The organism is Paraburkholderia hiiakae (assembly GCF_904848665.1).
Taxonomy (GTDB): Bacteria; Pseudomonadota; Gammaproteobacteria; order Burkholderiales; family Burkholderiaceae; genus Paraburkholderia; species Paraburkholderia hiiakae.
Window position 1 is genome coordinate 25038 of record NZ_CAJHCQ010000025.1, and the last position, 16821, is coordinate 41858.

General features: G+C 64.3%; 13 protein-coding genes. 3 read left to right on the forward strand and 10 right to left on the reverse strand.

Going from position 1 to position 16821, the window contains the following annotated elements; translation table 11 throughout:
- Positions 1-13 precede the first annotated feature (13 nt).
- The 9 genes from JMY28_RS33070 to JMY28_RS33110 form a co-directional block, all read right to left on the reverse strand.
- Positions 14-1234 carry a glycosyltransferase family 4 protein gene (locus JMY28_RS33070; protein ID WP_201700094.1) on the reverse strand — a complete coding sequence of 407 codons (1221 nt, stop codon included), beginning with the start codon at positions 1232-1234 and terminating at the stop codon, positions 14-16.
- Positions 1231-2724, reverse strand: coding sequence for an O-antigen ligase family protein (locus JMY28_RS33075; protein ID WP_201700095.1), 1494 nt, complete (start codon positions 2722-2724; stop codon positions 1231-1233). Before JMY28_RS33075 ends, JMY28_RS33070 begins: the two co-directional genes overlap by 4 nt.
- Before the next feature lie 2 nt (positions 2725-2726).
- The gene (locus JMY28_RS33080) at positions 2727-3872 is read right to left on the reverse strand and encodes a glycosyltransferase (RefSeq protein WP_201700096.1); all 1146 of its coding nucleotides are present in this window, start codon (positions 3870-3872) and stop codon (positions 2727-2729) included.
- A gap of 34 nt (positions 3873-3906) precedes the next feature.
- Entirely contained in the window at positions 3907-4833 is a 927-nt protein-coding gene (locus tag JMY28_RS33085; protein WP_201700097.1) for a glycosyltransferase family 2 protein, read from the reverse strand.
- Positions 4834-4873: 40 nt separating this feature from the next.
- The gene (locus JMY28_RS33090; protein WP_201700172.1) at positions 4874-7120 is read right to left on the reverse strand and encodes a polysaccharide biosynthesis tyrosine autokinase; all 2247 of its coding nucleotides are present in this window, start codon (positions 7118-7120) and stop codon (positions 4874-4876) included.
- 61 nt (positions 7121-7181) lie between these two features.
- Positions 7182-8357: a polysaccharide biosynthesis/export family protein gene (locus JMY28_RS33095; protein WP_201700098.1), complete on the reverse strand. Its 1176-nt coding sequence runs from the start codon at positions 8355-8357 to the stop codon at positions 7182-7184.
- Positions 8354-8803 (reverse strand): arsenate reductase/protein-tyrosine-phosphatase family protein, encoded by a 450-nt coding sequence (locus tag JMY28_RS33100; RefSeq protein WP_201700099.1) that lies wholly within the window; start codon positions 8801-8803, stop codon positions 8354-8356. The genes JMY28_RS33095 and JMY28_RS33100 overlap by 4 nt, the downstream gene beginning before the upstream one ends.
- Before the next feature lie 50 nt (positions 8804-8853).
- Positions 8854-10269: a UDP-glucose dehydrogenase family protein gene (locus tag JMY28_RS33105; protein ID WP_201700100.1), complete on the reverse strand. Its 1416-nt coding sequence runs from the start codon at positions 10267-10269 to the stop codon at positions 8854-8856.
- Positions 10270-10346: 77 nt separating this feature from the next.
- Positions 10347-11726 carry an undecaprenyl-phosphate glucose phosphotransferase gene (locus JMY28_RS33110; RefSeq protein WP_201700101.1) on the reverse strand — a complete coding sequence of 460 codons (1380 nt, stop codon included), beginning with the start codon at positions 11724-11726 and terminating at the stop codon, positions 10347-10349.
- Between the two features lie 498 nt (positions 11727-12224).
- Between JMY28_RS33110 and JMY28_RS33115 the strand changes: the two genes are divergently transcribed.
- Complete coding sequence (locus JMY28_RS33115) at positions 12225-13745, forward strand: mannose-1-phosphate guanylyltransferase/mannose-6-phosphate isomerase (RefSeq protein ID WP_201700102.1); 1521 nt, start codon at positions 12225-12227, stop codon at positions 13743-13745.
- A gap of 59 nt (positions 13746-13804) precedes the next feature.
- Here the strand turns inward: JMY28_RS33115 and JMY28_RS33120 are convergent, their stop codons facing one another.
- Positions 13805-15058 carry a transposase gene (locus JMY28_RS33120; RefSeq protein ID WP_201700103.1) on the reverse strand — a complete coding sequence of 418 codons (1254 nt, stop codon included), beginning with the start codon at positions 15056-15058 and terminating at the stop codon, positions 13805-13807.
- A gap of 658 nt (positions 15059-15716) precedes the next feature.
- Here JMY28_RS33120 and JMY28_RS33125 point away from each other — a divergent pair.
- Together JMY28_RS33125 and JMY28_RS33130 are read left to right on the forward strand one after the other, a co-directional pair.
- Complete coding sequence (locus tag JMY28_RS33125) at positions 15717-16184, forward strand: DUF2501 domain-containing protein (RefSeq protein WP_201700104.1); 468 nt, start codon at positions 15717-15719, stop codon at positions 16182-16184.
- 147 nt (positions 16185-16331) lie between these two features.
- Entirely contained in the window at positions 16332-16817 is a 486-nt protein-coding gene (locus JMY28_RS33130; protein ID WP_236597155.1) for a hypothetical protein, read from the forward strand.
- Positions 16818-16821 lie beyond the last annotated feature (4 nt).

Sequence of the window (16821 nt, forward strand, 5' to 3'; positions counted from 1 at the left end):
ACGTATGCGGTTATCAGGGGGTTTCTGCGCGCTGGAGCGGTTGACCGCCCGGCAGCGTCGCGGCGGCGAACGCGGGTTCTTCGCGTCGCACGGCCGCGCTCGCGTCGCCGGCCAGTTGCCGGTAGAGCGCGATGTACTGCGCAGCCATACGCGCCCAGCCGAACTGCGTGGCAAGCTCCGCCGCGGCCTCGCCCATCGCGAGGCGGCGCGGCGTGTCGGTGGCGAGCGTATGCACGGCGTTGGCGAGCGCGGGCACGTCGTCGGGATCTTCGAGCACGATGCCGCATTCGGGCGTGATGATTTCCGCGCCGCCCGCCGTGCGCGCTGTCACGACGGGCAATCCCGCCGCCATCGCTTCGAGTAGCGACAGGCTCATTGCTTCGTAGCGCGAAGGAAATACGTAGGTATCGACGGAGCGCATGAGCGTGGGCATCTCACGCACGAGGCCGAGAAAATGCACGCGAGACTCGATGCCAAGCTCGCGCGCGAGATCGGGATACGGGCTGCCCGGCAGGTAGCCGGCCACGGCCAGATGCACGTTGTCGGGCATCTGCTTGAGCGCATGCAACACCGTGCCAAGGTTCTTGCGCGGCGTGCGCAGGTCGCCCACGAAGAGCAGCAGGAACGCGCTAGCGGGCAGCGAGAACTTCGCGCGGTCGGCGCTCGCGGCCGAAAAACCCCGCGTGTCCACGCCGTTGTAGATCACGTCGAGCCGCTCCACGGGGTTGCCGCCCGACGCGCGGATTTCGTCCGCGACCTTGCGAGAGACTGCGGCAATCACGCGAGAGCGCCGGTACGCCCAGCGCTCCAGCACCGCATTGGCACGCGTATAGACGAACTGATAAGCCGACCACGCGCCGCGCGTGAGACCGAACGGGTAATACTTGCTGCGCGCCCAACCACCGTGCACGAAGTGCGCGGTGTTGACATCGGCATGCGCCCAGGTGATGAAGCCGTTCACATGGAGCACGTCGTATGCGCGCCGATTGCGGCGCAGCCACAACGCGCTCTTTAGCGCGAACACCTGCTGGCGCAGCAGATTGGTTGGCCACGCGCGCGATGGTTGCACGCTCACCCATTTCACCTTGGGGTGTGCAAGCAGTTCGGGCGCGACATGCGAGGCAACCAGCGTCACCTCGAACCCCTCGTCGAGCGCGGCGCGCGCGATTTCATGATTGACGCGGCCCTGGCCGTCATTGTGGCGCACGACATGCGTGACGATTGCGACTCTCAATCGGAGACCTCCGTGATACGGACATTGGCCTGGCGTTGAAGCTTCGCCCAATGCCCCGCGCTGAGAATGGAAAACACGCTCGAAAAGAGCAGCAGGCCGCCGGTGCCCACGAGCGAGTTGGTGAATACGAGCATGGCGAAGATCGAAATCGCGAGGCTCAGGCACGCGCAAACGTAGCGGTCTTCAGACAGACGAAACGACACGCGCACCGCACGCACGAGCAGCCACAACACACCCGACATATAGAGCAGCGTGCCGGGCCAGCCAAGCACGAACGGAATGTTCATCACGCCGCTGTCGAAGCTGCCGTATTGGCCGAGTTGGCCGTTATTGCTGGAGAGCTTCGTCGATGCGCCGGTCGCGCCGAGGCCCTCGCCCGTCACGTCGGTGAAGGCTTTTTTCGCGAAGTCGGCATAGAACTGGTTACGCGCCTCGTAGCTCTGGTCGTCCTTCAGGTTCACGAGCGTATTCAGGCGCTGCTGCATGCGGTCCGCCACCGGACCGAAAGTGAGCAGCGGCACGCATACGCCCGCAAGGACGACCGCGCTCACGATGATACGAATGCGCACCTTGTTGCTCGACTTCATCAACTGGATGATCATGGCGATCGCCCAGCCACCCCAGGTGGAGCGCACGAGCGAGAGCGCGAACGAGAAGAAGCCGAACGCAGCCGCGATCCAGCGTATGCGATGCTTCGCGGCCATCACGAACACCATCGCGCCCATCATCGCGAACGCGAACGGGCCCGACGAATTCATCGTGCTGAACACGCGTACGCCGAGCGGCACGGGGTCGCCCTGCGAGTTCATGTCCGAGCCGATCATCCACATGGCGTCCCACGGCGGCATGATGAAAAACTGCACGAGACCATACGCGCCCATCACGAGCATGCCGTAGATGAAGGTGTTGATGATGGTCTTGCTGCACTCCGGATACTGGCGCGTGAGCACCATGATGTGAAAGCCGATCAGGAACGGATAGATCCAGTTTGCGAGGTCATAGACGGCGGCCGCCGGGCCGCTGCCCACGACGCCCACCACGAACCCATAGCCGATGCCGAGCAGCGCGAGCAAGAGCGGCAGGCCGCGCCGCTGCCCGAGGATCGGGTAGTAGCGCAGCAGCGAGATGCCGCTGATCATCGTCACAGCGAGCGGCGCGACCTGAATGAGGCTCGTAGGCGTGAAGCCGCCCTTGCCGTAGTCGGCCAGACGGCGCACTTCGGGGCTCAGGAACCACAGCCACCACATGAAGCCGATATAGCGCACCGGGTTCACGAAGTAGAGCCAAAAGCCCACCGCGATCGAAAGCACGGGGAATGCGAGCGTCAGCACCGTTCCCTGGTGCGCGCCGATCAGGAGCGCCGTGAGCAGCCACAAGGCGAGCGGCGGCAGCGTATCGCGCCCGAACAGACTGCGCAGGCCTCCCCGGCGAGCGCGTTGCGGGCTCGACTGCTGCGGCGCCGGTGTGGGGATAGCGGTCGTCGCATCCATGATCACATCCCGCGCGCAGCGACGCCCCGGCCTCGGGGTTCGCTCGCGATCGTCTCGCCATTGAGCGCGTCGCGCTCATGCAGCATCTCGCGCGTGAGCTGCGCGTGCTGGCGCGCGAAGTGCTGCGTCGTGAGATCGCGCGTGCGCAGTTGCTCGCCGGCTTCGCGCGCCTGTTCGAGCGCACGCGCCGGATCGGCCACGAGCGCATTCGCGGCGTCGCGCAACTGCTGGACATTGAACGGTTCGACGTACGAAGCGGCCTTTTCGTCGAAGTAGTCTTCGAGCGCGCCGACCTTCGTCGCGATCATCGGCTTGCCGAGCGCCGCGGCTTCGAGCATCACCGTGATGCCAGAAGCGTGCGTGTTGGGACGCAACGGCACGACAATAATGTCCGCCCAGTCATAGAGCGCATGCTGTTGCTCGATACCGGAAACGCGGACGATTTCGACGTTGTCCGCGCGCGCGGATGCCGGCATGCGCCTGCGCGTGGCGATACGCACGTGATAACGCGAATCGTTGCCAAGCGCGCTGACGAGCGTGGTCCAGTCGCGGTCGCGGTCGTTGCCGATCGCGGCTACGCGCACCGGCGTATGCGGCTTCCACTCCGAAGGCGGGCGCAGCGGAAAATCGTTGGTATTGAGCCCATAGAGCACGTGGCGCGCCTCGCGCCCGAAATACTCGCCGCACAGCGCGGCATTCTCGCTCGCGAGCGTGGTGAGCAGATCGGCACGCTTGAGAAGCCGCTTGTACATCGCGCGCCGCAGCGTGCCGTAGCCCGGCCAGCGGTCGAGCAGCCACACGCTTTGCGCGAGCAGCAGCGGGCGCGCACCGCCCTTCTTCGCGTTCATCAGCAGCACCAGCGCCACGGCCAGATGCTCCTGTTCCGTGTGCGTCCAGATTACGTCGGACTGCAGAATGGCGCGGCGATTGCGCCAGGCATGAATGAAATCGAAACCGAACGCCGCCTTGAGACCGCGGCGCATAAAACGCATGGGCGTGCTCTCGCTCGCATCCTGCGCGTAATTGAGGGCGAATTCCGCAGATTCCGCGTGATGGTAGCCGTACAGGCTGCCGATATTCTCGCCTTTGCGATAGCGGCGCGGATCGGCGCCATAGAAAAGGTGGACGTGGACTTGCGTACCGCTCATTCGGGGTCCTCCGTGTAGTCGTTGGCCGCGCCGCTCAAACGAGCGCGCGGCGCGCCTCGCGTGCGCCGCCACGCACCGCGCGCCAGCGTGCGAACGCCGCGCCTGCGGAAGTGCCGCGCACGGCGCTCAGGCCCGTATGCACGAGGCCCGGATACACGCGCGTGCCGACGAGCGCATACCACCACCAGGCGGTTTCGCGGCGCAGCGGCGTGAGATGGCCGAGCAGGATGAGATGCAGGTTGTAGGCGGCGTTGCGGATCGAGGCGAGCGTCTGCGCGTTGCGCGGGTCCTCGCCCGGGCGCGGCGCGGGGAAATGGTCCACGGCCACGAGCGGGTCGTACACGAGCTTCCAGCCCAAGCGCTTCACGCTCATGCTGAACGCCATGTCGTTATGCGTTTGCGCGCCGGTGCCACGCAGGCGCCGGTCGAAACGCAGGTCGCCGATCGCCGCGCGGCGATAGCTCATGTTCGCGCCCTTGAGCAGATCGACTTCGCGTGCGCCGCCCGCGCCCAGATGGTGGTTGCCAACGATGCGGCCCGAGCGCTGCAGCTTGCCCACGAGCGTGCGCTCGCCGTCGATCATGCGGCCGTCTTCGTGCACCCAGTCGCGGCCGCCTAGCGCGCCGAGTTTCGGGTCGGACTCGAAGGCCGCCGCAATGCGCGCGACCCAATCGGCGCGCGGCGCGGCGTCGTCGTCGGTGATGGCGATCACGTCGCCCGTCGCAGCCTCGATGCCGCGATTGAGCGCCGCCACCTGCCCCGGCTCCTCGACAATGGCCACTTCCACGTTGAGCACGCGAGGCGTGACGTGGTCGGCCAGGCACGCGTGCGTTGCCGCGTCGTCGGCGCGCGCCACCACCACGATTTCATCGGGCGCGCGCTGCTGGCGCAGGAGCGCTGAAAGACAGCGCGACAGATCATCAGGACGCCGATACGTCGGCACGAGCACGGTCACTTTCATCGCGTGTTCTCCTTTGCTGTGCTGGATGGGTGCGTAGGCGTCATGCGCTCAGGTACTCGCGTACGTTCGCATAGCCATAGCCATAGTTGCCGCGCGTGCGCGCCGGCACGCCGTTGAACACACCGCCCTGCACGCGCACGCCGGCGTTGCGCAGACGCTTGAGCGCCTCGGCGATTTCGCCTTCGGTGTGAAGACCCGAGCGCAGCACGAGGAACGTCGAGCCTGCATGTCCGCCGATGATGGCGGCGTCGGTCACGGCGAGCACCGGCGGCGTGTCGATGAGCAGCACGTCGTAGCGGTTCGAAAGACCCTCGAGATACTGGCCGAGGCGCGGTGACATCAACAGCTCGGAAGGGTTGGGCGGACGACGGCCGCACGAGATGAAGTGCAGGTTGTCCACTTCGGTCGCGCGAATGGCCTCGTCCAGCGCGATCTGCCCCGAGAGCAGCTCGGAGAAACCGTTTTCCTGCGGGCCGCCCAGATAGCGTTCGAGCGCGCCACGACGCATATCGCCGTCGATCATGAGCACGCGCTTGCCCGAATGTGCGAGCAGCACGGCGAGGTTCGCGGTCAGGAAGCTCTTGCCCACGCCCGGCACCGAACCCGTCAGCATGACTACGCGATTGCGCGCGTCCATTACGCTGAACTGCAGCGACGTGCGCAGGCTACGCAGGCTTTCGACCGTGAGGTCCTTGGGCCGCGCGTTGGCGAGCACTTCGCTCAGGCGCGTGCCGCCACGCACCGGGCCACGCTTTTCGAGCGCCATCTGTTCCGGCGAAAGCGGCACGAGACCGTACACAGGCAGCTGGAACGAGCGCTCGATCTGGTCCGGATCGATAATGCCCTTGAACATGTTGCGGCGCATGAGCACGAAGCCCGTGCCGAGAATGATGCCAAGGAGCGACGCCGCCGAGACGATCAGCAGCTTCTTGGGCTTCGAGGGGCTACCGGGGCGCAGCGCCGGATCGATGATATGCACGTTACCGCCCGTGCCCACGCGCTGCACCGAAAGCTCCTGAATTCGGTTGAGCAGGAGTACGTAGATGTCCTCGGCCACCTTCGCGTCACGCTGCAGTTGCACGGCCTTCACTTCCGTGGCCGGCAGGTCGCGGAACTTCGTGTCGTACTTCGCGCGCTCGCCCTGCAGTTGTGCAAGCTGCTGGCGCGCCGCGATCAGCACCGGATGCTGGTCGCCAAAACGCTGCTGCAGCGACGCGATCTGCAGTTGCAGCGCCGAGATCTGCTGCTCGTATTGCACGCTGCCGTCGAGATAGATCTTCGCTTCGTCGCTCGCGTTGATCGAACCCGACTTGCTTTGGTAGGCCGTGAGCGCCGCTTCGGCATTCTCGAGGTCCGACTTCAGGCGCGGCTGTTCGCTGCGCAGGAAGTCGAGCATCTTGCTCGCGTCGGCCTGCTTGGTCGCCACGTGCTCGCGCAGGTACGACTGCGCCACCGCGTTTGCAATCGCTGCTGCATGCTCGGGGTCGTTGTCTTCGAGCGAGATGTCGATCACGCCCGTTTGTTTGCCCTGCTCCTGCACCTGGATCGCGTTCTGGAAGCCGCTGATCGCGTCGAGGTCGTTCAGGCGCACAACCTTGAAGCGGGTGCCCGGGCGAGCCACGAGCTTGCTCACGAGCAGCTTCACGCCGCCGCCCTGTTCGACCTGGCCGACGCTGCCTTCGAGCAGGCGCGCGCCGTCCGGCGTCGAGATCACGTAGCGGTCGTTATCGAGCGCGGTGAGCGTGAGCTTCTTGCCTTCGAGCTCGGGCGTGACCTCGACCGAGTCGATGTTGATGACCTCGCCGCCCCACGCATAGCTGCTGAGCCAGTTACTGAGCCCGAACCACGGACGCGCGGGCGTGCCCGGCGTCGCGAGGCGTGCGGACAGGCTGCCGATCAAGGGCAGCATGACCGGCGTGACGGTGGTGTTCAGCTTGAACTGCCGCACCACCGGCTCGACCACGCTGCGGCTCTTGATCATCTGGATCTCGGCGTCGGTGGGCAAGCTGCCCGTCGACGATCCAGAGCTAATGTTCGCGCCCGTTTGCGTTTGCGTGAGGGCCTGCGACGTGTAGTCGGAAGGCTCCACGCGAACCTGGGTGTCGGCCGTATAGACCGGCTTGGCGATGAAGCAGTAAAACACGGCCATGGCGATCACCGCCGCCGCGATCGCGATGAGCCAGCCGATGTCGTCGATGATGACGCGCAGCAACTGGCCGAGAACGACGTCCTCTTCCTCGGTGCGGGCCGCCGGGGCCGCCTGGCTATTGGCTTGTATGGTCACGATTCAATCCCGTTGTTTAGGTGTTGCTCCTACGTCTTCTCTGGAAGCGCGTCGATTCCCGCGCTTACTTCGCGATCTGCTTCAGATAGAAGACGGTCTGGATGGTCGGCAGCACCTGCTGCAACACACGGTTGAAGGTCGTCGAAGCGGCCGTGCCCACGTACACCACATCCAGCGGCTTGAGCTGGAACTGCGACGAAAGCATGATCGCGTCGGGCTTGGTCATGTCGAGACGGTAGATCTCGGGCTGCGTCGGGTTGTCCTTCATGCCGCGCATCACGAAGATCTGGCGCGGGTTCGCGTCGGTATCGAGAATGCCGCCTGCCTGGGTGAGCGCGTCGGCAATCGTGAGGTCGCCGCGAATGAGGTTCGTCTGCAGGGGCGTCTTCACTTCGCCCATCACGAATATTCTGCTATCCGAACGATCCGGAATATTGATGACGTCGCCGTTCTGCAGCAACACGTCCTGGGTCGAATCGCCGCCGTCTAGCATGCGGTTCGCGTCGAGGATATAGAGCTTGCCGTTGCGCGTGAGGCGCACGCGGTTGATGTCGGCACTGTCGGTCGTGCCGCCCGAACGCGTGATGGCGTCCACCAGCGTGAGCGGCACGTCGCTCATCGAGAGCGGGCCCGGCGTCTTCACGTCGCCCGTGATCTGCACCTTCTGGCTGCGGTACGCGAGCACGCGCACGTCCACTTGCGGGTTCTTCACGTAGGGGCCGAGGCCGGCCGCGAGCTGGTCGCGGATCTGACCGGGCGTCTTGCCCGCGGCCATGATGCGGCCCACGAACGGGAAGAAGATCGTGCCATCTTTGGCGACGGTCTGTCCGTACGGGTCGGCCTGTCCAGGCAGCGCGTTGGTATAGGGCTGCGTGAGCGCCTGACCCACGGTCTGCGTGGTATTGCCGCCCGTGGAGAAGGTCGAGCCCTGCGGCGTCGAGAGTTCCGGGTGGTCGAACACGGTCACACCGAGAATGTCCTGCGGCGCGATGTGATAGACGTAGTCGGCAGCGCTCGTGAACTTCGAGGGCGGCAGCGGCGCTTTCGGCGCGGCCGCGGCCGCCTGCGCCTGCTGCAGCACGACTTGCTGCGTGATGAGCTGCACGTTGAATTGCTGCTGCGGCTGGTTGTTCGGCGCTTCCTTCAAGCTCGACGTGTCGAGATAGTTGCCGGGCGCCGTTGCGCACGCGGAAACGAAGACGCTCAACGCGACCACCGCCGTCAGTTTCAATTTTGTCATTGGCATATTCGGCTCAACCATCCCTTTACCATACGATCCATCAATTCAAGACTCTGGCGATACGCGGACTCGTGCAGTCCGTGCGGATCGCTGACATCAGAGTTTTCCCAGTTACCGAGCGCGTACACCTTGCCGCGCGCGGTGGGTTCAATGCGCTCGACAGCGGCGACCTGGCGGCGCTCGGTCACGAGCACGAGGTCTACCGAGCGCACCAGGCGGCTCGTGAGGCGGCGCGACTGATGCTCGCCCACCTTCATGCCGCGCTCGGCAAGCAGCCACTGCATCACGGGGTCCATGTCGTCGCCGTCGCGCGCACGCAGGCCCGCCGATTGAAACGATTCCGCCCGTGAGCCTTTCTGTTCGCGCAGACGCTCGCGAAAGAGCTGCTCCGCCGCTGGCGAGCGGCAGACGTTGGCGTGGCAAACGATGAGCACGTTCTTGATCATGGTCGCGTGACTCCCTTCCTTGACATGCGCGATGCGTAGCCCGGCAACGCTCAGGCCAGCACCTGCGTCGCGGCGGTTTCGGCGCGCACGCGGCTTGCCTGCGTCGCGCTCGCGCGGCCCACGGCGTGGTACTCGATGCCGAGTTCCTTCAATGCCGACGGCTCGTAGAGATTGCGGCCGTCGAATACGATCGGCATCTTCAGCTGCGACTTGAGCGTTTCGAAATCGGGTGCCTTGAAGACTTTCCATTCCGTTGCGACCACAACGGCATCCGCGTCGCCCGCGGCTTCCATCGCATCGTTCACGAACGACAGCCGCGCCTGATGTTCCGGCGCGTGCGCGAGATCGAGCGCGAGAACGCGTTTCGCCTCGGCGGTCGCGACCGGGTCGTATGCCTTGATCGTGGCGCCGCGCGCGAGCAGTTCGGCGATGAGCGTACGGCTCGGCGCCTCGCGCATGTCGTCGGTGTTCGGCTTGAACGCGAGACCCCAGACGCCGAACGTGCGGCCCGTGAGGTCGGAGCCGAAGCGCGTGACGATCTTCTGTGCAAGCACCTGCTTCTGCGCTTCATTGACGGACTCCACGGCGCGCAGGATCTGCAGCGGCTCGCCGAAATCCTCGGCGGTGCGCATGAGCGCTTTCACATCTTTCGGGAAGCACGAGCCGCCATAGCCGCAGCCCGCATAGAGAAAATCGTAGCCAATGCGCGGGTCCGAGCCCACGCCGCGGCGCACGGCCTCGATATCGGCGCCCACGCGGTCGGCCAGGTTCGCGAGTTCGTTCATGAACGAAATGCGCGTGGCGAGCATGGCGTTGGCCGCATACTTGGTGAATTCCGCCGAATGCACGTCCATGTAGAGCGTGCGCTCGTGATTGCGGTTGAACGGCGCGTAGAGCCGCTTCATGACCTCTTTCGCGCGTTCGCCGGGCACGTCGTCGCTGCAGCCGAGCACGATGCGATCCGGCCGCGCGAAGTCCTCGACTGCCGCGCCTTCCTTGAGGAACTCGGGGTTCGAGACCACCGAGAACATGTGGCTCACGCCGCGTTTGCGCAACTCGGAGGCGATCGCGTCGTGCACGAGCGCCGCCGTGCCCACCGGCACCGTGGACTTGTCCACCACCACCTTGAAACCCGTCATGTGACGGCCGACATTGCGGGCGGCCGCCAGCACGTATTGCAGATCGGCCGAGCCATCCTCGTCGGGCGGCGTGCCCACGGCGATGAACTGCACGTCGCCGTGCGCGACCGCCGCTTCCACGTCGGTCGAGAACTTGAGCCGGCGCGCGCGCACGTTGCGCTCGATGATTTCCTTCAGGCCCGGCTCGTGAATCGGCACGACGCCTTGATTGAGCAGGTCGATCTTGCGCGCATCGACGTCGAGGCAAAACACGTCGTTGCCGATGTCGGCAAGACAAGCGCCCGTCACGAGACCCACATAACCACTGCCAATAATCGTCAGATTCATGCCCACCTCAAAAGTGATTGGTTCTTCGTGTCATGCGAAACGTTGCGCACACAAGCAGCGGGCGCACTCGCTTCGCTTCAATATGCGTTCTGGCCGGCGAAGCCCTTCCACATGGTCATCGCCACGATGCGCAGGTCGAGCGCGAAGCTCCAGTGCTGCATGTAGTGCAGATCGAAGCGCACGCGGTCGCGCATCTTTTCCACGCGATCGGTTTCGCCGCGAAAGCCATTGACCTGCGCCCAGCCGGTAATGCCCGGCTTGATGCGGTAGCGCGCCATGTAGCCGCGCACGAGGTCCTTGTAGATGTCGTCGTGCGCAAGCGCGTGCGGACGCGGCCCCACCACCGACATCTCGCCCTTGAGCACGTTGATGAATTGCGGTAGCTCGTCGAGGCTCGTGCGGCGCAGGAACGCGCCCACGCGCGTCACACGCGGATCGTTGCGGCGCGCCTGCGTGATCTGACCCGCGACTTCCGCATGGACCTTCATCGAGCGGAATTTGTAGATCTCGAACTCGTTGCCATCCAGCCCCTTGCGGCGCTGCTTGAAGAACACCGGGCCTTTCGACGTGAGCTTCACGGCGAGCGAAATCGCGGCGAGCAGCGGCGCCAGCGCGACCAGCACGCCGCCCGCGAACACGATGTCGAACACGCGCTTGGGCAGCACGCTCAGGTCCGTGACCGGCGAAGCCGCGAGATTGATGGCCGGCACGCCGAGCAGATCGACTACGGGCTGGCTGAAGAACGAGAGGCTGCGCACATCCGGAATGAAGCGGATGTTCACGAAGTCGTTTCGCAGGGCCGTGACGATGCGATGGATCGTGCGCTCCTTGGTGATCGGCAAGGCGAGCCACAGTTCGCGGACTTCGTTCTCGCGCACGAACTCGAGCATGGCCTGGAGGTTGCGCTCCACGGGCACGCCGTCGATCGCGGCGGCGCCTTCCGCGTCGCTGTCCTCGTCGAACACGATCGCCGGGTGAAAGCCCGCTTCCGGGTGAAAGCGCATGTGCTCGATCAGGAAGCGCACATAGCGCGGGCCACCCACCACGGCCACGGCCTTCTGGTTGTAGCCCTCGCGCCGAATGCCACGCAGCACCATGTGCACGAGCGCCTTCGAGACGATCAGCAACGCCACCGAGGCGACGACCCAGTACGCGAGCCACAGGCGCGAGAGCGAATCGGCGCGGTGCAGGCTGAAGCTCATCAGGATGCCCGTGCCCTCCACGGCGAGCCAGGCGGCGCACACGCGGGCAAAGAGGGCGTAGAGCGACTTGCCGCGCCACGACTTGTAGATGCCGAATGCCGGGAACATCCAGATCGCGAGCACGCAATTGAACGCGAGCGCCACGCTCTCTGCGTCGGTGAGCGGCACGAGTTGGCCACGGTGCAAGACGGCCGCGAGCAACGCTCCAGCGGCAATGGCGGCAACGTCGAATATTCTGGCTAGAACGCTGAGCATGTCCGGCACCTCGGGTTTAAAAAAGGAATCACGGCCACGCACTGCGCGTCATGGCCGCTCGCTTCAAAAATTTCTGGGACTGCGCCGCCGCAAAAGAACGCATGGCGTCGCATATTCTGATCCGAATAAACCCTAATAAGGCGCGATAAAAATTCCGGCTGCAAGCCTCAAAAGTATCTCCAATTGTTTCGCCCCTTTCAGATCATTTTTTTGCGAATTTTGTCGGAAAAGATTGCCGGGCTCTGCTCCCACATTGCCTCGCAGCCCCGGTCATTCCGGCAGATTTTTCCTGTCCGGATGCCAGATTTTGGGTTCCGACAAGAAATTACGGTGATTGACAGCGGAATTTTTATTGATTTTTTATCGATATTCCGACATGACGGAGGCGTGATTTAAATTTAATTTGAATATTTTCCGTTTTCTTCTTTACGAATCTATTTATGTCGATTTTAAGCATGCTACAAATCGCATCACCGATACCTTTTACAGGAGAGCGAGATGACGGATACGGGTTCCGCTACGGCATCGGCAAAAGCGTCGCAGACGCGTGCCGAAACGCGCAGTGCATTGCAGGTATGCCCTGTGGTGCTTGCGGGCGGCGCGGGCTCACGGTTGTGGCCACTGTCGCGCGAGCAATATCCGAAGCAGATGATCAACCTCGTGGGCGAGCAGTCGCTGCTTGCCAACACTGCGGGCCGCCTCGATGCGCTCGCCGAGCGCGTGACGCTCGCAGAGGAGTTGCTGATCGTCTGCAATGAAGAACATCGATTCACCACCGCCGACCAGGTTCGCGCGGCGGGCAAACATGCGCGTCTGATTCTCGAGCCCGTGGGCCGCGATACGGCGCCCGCGCTCACGCTCGCCGCGATGTCCGTGGTCGCCTCGCAGGAGGACGGCATTCTCGTGGTCATGCCGGCCGACCATGCGCTCGCCGACCTCGAAGCGTTCCAGAACGCGGTGGCCGAAGGCGTGCGTCATGCGGCGAACGGCCAGATCGTGACGATGGGCATCGTGCCCACGCACCCCGAAGTGGGCTATGGCTACATTCACGTGGGCGAGCCGCTCGCGAGCGCCGAACCGGCCGGCGCGCGGCGTCTGAACGGTTTCGTCGAAAAGCCCTATTTCGAGCTGGCGCAGCAATACGTCGCTTCGCAGCGCTACTGGTGGAACAGCGGCATTTTCATCGTGCGTGCATCGACCTGGCTCAAGGCAATTCGCCATTTCCATCCGGCCATCTACACCGCATGCGCGGAATCGATCGAGCACGGCAAGACAGACGGCGACTTCTTCCGCGTGGATAGCGAAGCGTTCGCACGTTCGCCTTCGAACTCGATCGACTACGCGGTGATGGAGCCACTCGCCGGCGACCCGTCGGTGGCAAGCGGCGTGGTCGTGCCGCTCACGGCCGGCTGGACCGATCTCGGTTCATGGGACACCGTCTGGCAAGTTTCACCGAAGGACGACGAAGGCAACGTCGCGCACGGACGCGTCATGTTCGAAGGCGCGACCGACACCTTCGCGCATTCGGACGGCCGCCTCGTGGCCTGCCTCGGCACAAAGGACCTCGTGATCGTGGAGACCCCCGATGCCCTGCTCGTTGCCGACCGCTCGCGCGCCCAGGACGTCAAAAAGATCGTGCAACGCCTGAAGCAGGAGCGCCGCACGGAAGCCGTGGCGCACCGCCTTGTGCATCGTCCGTGGGGTCACTACGACAGCGTGGACAGCGGCGAGCGCTTCCAGGTCAAGCGGATCGTGGTCGAACCGGGCGCACGCCTCTCGCTGCAGATGCATCACCATCGCGCCGAGCATTGGGTCGTCGTACGCGGCACGGCGCTCGTCACGCGCGGGGAAGAACGCTTCATCGTTTCGGAAAACGAGTCAGCGTATATCCCGCTTGGCGTGTCGCATCGGCTGGAAAATCCGGGCAAGATGCCGCTCGAGATCATCGAGGTGCAGTCGGGCTCGTATCTCGGTGAGGACGATATCGTGCGTCTCGACGATCAGTACGGCAGGCAGTGAGGAAAGCAGTAGAGGCCGTGCAGGAAGGCTGCGCGCATCGCGCGCGCAGCCTTGCAAGATCAGCGCGAGAGCGTGCGGAAGCGCGTTCCCGTGGTGCCGACAGTGCGACGTTCAGCAGTGCTGGACGACGCCGTATTGGCTTCGCGAGCCTCACTGCCCGTCAGCAGCGCGCCCGTGGCGGTGTAACGCTGGACCGGCGGTTGCAGCGGTGTGCGCCGCGCACTGCCCGGCGCGGCCGGAGGCAACGCGCGGGCGGCAGCGGCATTCGACGGGTCGCCACGCGTCGCGCTTGCGCTCTGGGCGCACACGTGCGGTGCGGCACTCGGCAACGCGGTTTGCGAACCGCCCTGTGCAGCGCCCTTCGACAAGGCGTGCCTCGCGAGATGCGAGCCCGGCCATGAAACGCCGGACACGGACTCGGCCGAGCCTTCGCGATCGAGCCATTCACGCGCCCAGTCGAAGGCGAAATTCCGCGCGGATTCGCGATCCTGAAACGGCGGCCCGATCAGGCCAGAGCGCTCGATGCGCTTGCCATCCTTGAGAATTTCCACGGCCCCGCGGAACATGCGGTTGCGCACGGGCTGCACGGTCAGGCTCATCGTATAGCCGCGCCATTCCGCGACCTGCACCACGCCGGCCGCCGGGTGCGCGCCGCGATGCGACGCGTCGCGCGGCATCGCGCGAGTCGCAACAGGCTTGCTCACGCGGGAAGGCGAGAACGGTCCGAACGGCGTTTCGGCTTGTGAACGCGTCGCACTCGCAACGGTCGCCGCACTCGTCGCCGGGGTTGCCGTCGTTGCGCCAGACACGACAGGCGCGTCGATCGCAGCGGGCAATACCGGTTCGCCGCCAGCGAGCTGACGCATCATGCTTTCCATGGGATCGGCAAGCGGCGCGTCGGCGAGCGCGGCGGGCGCCTGCCAGGCTTCGGGACTCTTCCAGAACACGGCCGGCTGGCCGTCGTCCTCGACGACTTCCTCGACTGCGACTGCAACGGGTTGCGCATCGGCCTGCGCGGGCTGCGGCACATAAACGAACTTGCGGCCGCGCTGCGAGAGCAACTCGACCAGTTCGATCAGCGTGCCGCTGCCATGCCATTCCTCGAAACGACGGCGGCAGGTGGGCCCGGACGGATAACGCGCGGGCAGCCGCGACCACGACTCACCGGTGGTGAGAATCCAGAGGACGGCATTGGCCACGACGCGTGGCTCGGCGCGAGGGCGGCCGCGCCGGTTGAGTCTAATAGGAGGTTCATCTGACACGAGCGAGGACACCTGCACCCACTCGTCGTCGCTCAGTTCTTCGAAATTCATGCTGTTCTCCACGCAGCCGGACCGGGGCTGCAGTGACGGAGCACTGGCTTGCGGATCTTGTTGTCCGCGTTGGCTAGCTCGGTTGCACCATATGCTTATAAGACGTGTTCATTTGCGTCGCGATGCGCACTCTGGCAGTGCGTTCTTTCACTGTATTGACGCAATACACGTGGTCTCGCTCGTGCAAGGGAGAATTTGTGCAGGAAGCATACCACCTGAAACCAGCCGATGAGGAGGGCCGTAATAAGTGTTACGGTTAGAAACAATCTCCACCTTGAATCGTCGGGAATACTGCCAGAAAAGCCCTGTAAACGTGGTGTTTTACAGCGTCGATACACTTGTAACAGGTTCATTCGTTGCGTGGTCGACGCGTGACCCGCGCCCTACACGATTCCGAATGCATGCATACCACTTGAGACATACCCCCTCTTCAAACGCCCTCGTTCGCTCCTGCGCCGTTATCGTTGTGCCCGCAACAAATGACATGTCGATGAAATCATCAGATGCATCATGAAACGGTCACGGCGAGACGCAGCGATCGTGCTTCGCACAGGTTGCACCGCCGCTGACCGAACGCTCGTGCGGCGTCACGTAGCGAAGCCGCGCAAACGAATCCGTCTATAGTAAGGACGCACTGAACCACCACGGAGAGTCGTGTATGCAAACCTCTGTCCCACGCATCGCCACGGCGTTGATGGCCACCCTGACCCTGGCCCTGCTCGCCCCTTGGGGCGCCGCACAGGCGCAGCTCGGCAACCTGCTCAACCAGGGCGGCAGCAACAGCGGTTCGGCGCAGGGTGCGCTCGGCAATCTGGGCGGACTCGGCAACTCGCTTTCCGCGTCCTCGCTCACCTCGAACAGTCTCGGCAATGTCACCGGCGTGCTGCAGTACTGCATCAAGAACAATTACCTGAACGCCGACGCCGCGAGCAACGTGAAAGACTCGCTGCTCAGCAAGCTGCCCGGCGGCGCGAACACCACGGACAGCGGCTATACGCAGGGCACGAGCGGCATCCTCACGGGCGGCAATGGCCAGAAGCTCGACCTCACTGGCAGCGGCCTCAAGGAGCAGGCCACGAAACAGGTCTGCGACAAGATCCTGAGCCAGGCGAAATCGATGCTGTAACGGTCCCGAACAGGACCACGATCGCGCATGCGGATGTGTGCGGGCGCACGTCCCGCGCAATTTATGTGCCGTAAGCTTTGAACACGAAAGAAGTCTGGGTGTCGAATGGAGTCAACCGGTCTTCTCTCGGCATTGCCGCTCGTAGCTATGACCAAGCGCCAAACTTCCGTGATATTCGCGTTCCCGGCCAGTACGTTGCGGGCCGCGCTTAGCGGCCTTGCCGCTTTTGCCGCCCTGCTGGCGCCGCTGGTCGCGCATGCGCAATCCAGTACGCACGACCAGCAGTTCGACTGCAAGTCCGATCCCCACACGTTCATTTCGTCGCTTATCGACGATCGATCCATCGAACCCGAACCGAGCCGCGTCGAATCGAATTCGGTCAACGCGTTCAACCCCGTGCCCGGCACCCGCCTGAGCGCGTTCGGCTTTCCCATTTACGTGGTACTCGGCTACGACCGCGATGACTCGCTCTTCAAGCGCGGCGCGGGCAAGGAGATCGCCTCGCCGCTTTATGGCGTCGTCGTGTCCGCGCCTGCGGAGAAGGTGCGCTCGCGCTTGCGGGAAGCCAACAGCGACGCCAAAGTGCAACCGGTCGTGCCGCTGCTGCTCACGGCGATCGTGTGCGGCGGATGAACAC

Bases quoted from the DNA above. Each gene is read 5' to 3' on its own strand.
- JMY28_RS33075 (WP_201700095.1), bottom strand. From the start codon at position 2,724: ATGGATGCGACGACCGCTATCCCCACACCGGCGCCGCAGCAGTCGAGC.
- JMY28_RS33080 (WP_201700096.1), bottom strand. From the start codon at position 3,872: ATGAGCGGTACGCAAGTCCACGTCCACCTTTTCTATGGCGCCGATCCG.
- JMY28_RS33085 (WP_201700097.1), bottom strand. From the start codon at position 4,833: ATGAAAGTGACCGTGCTCGTGCCGACGTATCGGCGTCCTGATGATCTG.
- JMY28_RS33095 (WP_201700098.1), bottom strand. From the start codon at position 8,357: ATGACAAAATTGAAACTGACGGCGGTGGTCGCGTTGAGCGTCTTCGTT.
- JMY28_RS33100 (WP_201700099.1), bottom strand. From the start codon at position 8,803: ATGATCAAGAACGTGCTCATCGTTTGCCACGCCAACGTCTGCCGCTCG.
- JMY28_RS33105 (WP_201700100.1), bottom strand. From the start codon at position 10,269: ATGAATCTGACGATTATTGGCAGTGGTTATGTGGGTCTCGTGACGGGC.
- JMY28_RS33110 (WP_201700101.1), bottom strand. From the start codon at position 11,726: ATGCTCAGCGTTCTAGCCAGAATATTCGACGTTGCCGCCATTGCCGCT.
- JMY28_RS33115 (WP_201700102.1), top strand. From the start codon at position 12,225: ATGACGGATACGGGTTCCGCTACGGCATCGGCAAAAGCGTCGCAGACG.
- JMY28_RS33120 (WP_201700103.1), bottom strand. From the start codon at position 15,058: ATGAATTTCGAAGAACTGAGCGACGACGAGTGGGTGCAGGTGTCCTCG.
- JMY28_RS33125 (WP_201700104.1), top strand. From the start codon at position 15,717: ATGCAAACCTCTGTCCCACGCATCGCCACGGCGTTGATGGCCACCCTG.
- JMY28_RS33130 (WP_236597155.1), top strand. From the start codon at position 16,332: ATGACCAAGCGCCAAACTTCCGTGATATTCGCGTTCCCGGCCAGTACG.